We start from the raw sequence: 1,453 nt of genomic DNA, 5'->3' as shown, positions 1-1,453 counted from the left end.
AACTTGATTTTTACGGTTAGCTTGATTTTTTTCCAACCCAATTAATTGACACCCGCTTGAAGGATCTGTTAATCCAATAATCAAATATCTTTCTCCTTCATAGAGACAATTTGAAAGGCATAATATATCGTGCAAAAGTGCAGCCTTATTTTCATAAGGCTTCTCTTTAAAGTCCCAATATTCACCTTCACTTTTTGAATTTATGAGATCTATTATTTTATTCAATAACATGTCTAATCTTGATTTTTAGATGTTTTATTTTCGAAATTTCTTAAATATAAATTTAGATGGTTACCGCTGATTGCACTCTTCCATGGTTTACCTTTTCTTAAGAAGCCATGTTTTTCTAAGAGATAAATCATCGCATTATTTTCACGCATTTCAGTGGTGGCCATTAGATTTCCTTTTCCATATTTGTTTAATAATTCTTTTAATATTTGAGAGCTGTAGCCCTTACCCTGAAATTCAGGATCTGTAAAAAAATAACCAATTTCCCACTCATACTTATCGGCCTCTTCTAATAAATTAGCTTTATTTTCTGTGAAATCTGATTTTGTTTTAGGTTTGATTGCACCAATAGAAATTGGAGTGTTCCAATCATATCCTATTGCTATCAATTTACAATTTCTGATCCGATCCAATGAAGGGTTTTTGACCTTAGCTTGGGTCTGTAAAAGATCTAAGAATGATTCGATTTCGGTTTCATTAAATTCACTGGGTGGACAGATTTTAAATTTTTTGGAATTTGCCCATGGTACGATTTCACCTTCACCTTCCCAAATTTTCCCATCTGTTCTGTTTTTATATCTTCCCTTATATTTTAAAATATATAATAAAGCTAATTCGACATACCAAATTCCTAATTGAAGTGCTTGGAATTTAGCTCTGTCTGGAATTTTTTGTAATTCATTACGTTTTGTTTCCTGACCATGGACCAACGCATTTCTAATTTTAACAAATATTTCTGGACCATCGCTTTCTTTTGCAACACTAATAAGATCTTCGAAACTGTCGGGAATGCACCTACTAATTTTCAGTTGAAAAATTAGTAACCGTATTTTATTCGCAGCAGATACTCCTTCGGCCTCATTCCCTATAATGATCTTTTCGTTTTCAACTATTAACCAATTGTATATTAATTCAAGCGCAGTTTGAATTAATATTATCGAACCTTCGACCTTTCCTGCATTTGAATTGGCTTCTACATACCAATGAACAGCAGTTAATAAAAAATCTCTATTGTTTTCATTTTTCCAAAGCCTACTATATTCTTTCCATAGTTTATTAAAATCAATATTTTCTGAAATATTCGACCAACTATGCACAAATTTGTACGGATCTGAATTGTAAAATGAATAATCCGTAAAAATTTCCCTACCATCGTGAATTCCTCTATAAAATAATGGAGAAGCCCTTAATCCATTAATGAAATATCACTTGTGTCCTAAATAAA

The 1,453-nt window shown here is 31.7% G+C and carries 1 protein-coding gene and 1 pseudogene; both read right to left on the bottom strand.

Annotated features, from left to right (window positions below):
* Positions 1 to 231, bottom strand: a pseudogene (locus B2X73_RS14295) (ATP-binding protein); the annotation flags it as partial.
* Between the two features lie 2 nt (positions 232 to 233).
* Complete coding sequence (locus B2X73_RS14290) at positions 234 to 1,325, bottom strand: GNAT family N-acetyltransferase (RefSeq protein WP_291096779.1); 1,092 nt, start codon at positions 1,323 to 1,325, stop codon at positions 234 to 236.
* Between the last annotated feature and the right edge of the window lie 128 nt (positions 1,326 to 1,453).

The sequence above is a fragment of the Empedobacter sp. UBA7252 genome (genome assembly GCF_002472765.1).
In the GTDB taxonomy this organism is placed as follows: Bacteria; Bacteroidota; Bacteroidia; order Flavobacteriales; family Weeksellaceae; genus Empedobacter; species Empedobacter falsenii_B.
Note: the sequence above shows the minus strand (reverse complement) of the source record. Positions and strands in the feature narration are given on the sequence as shown.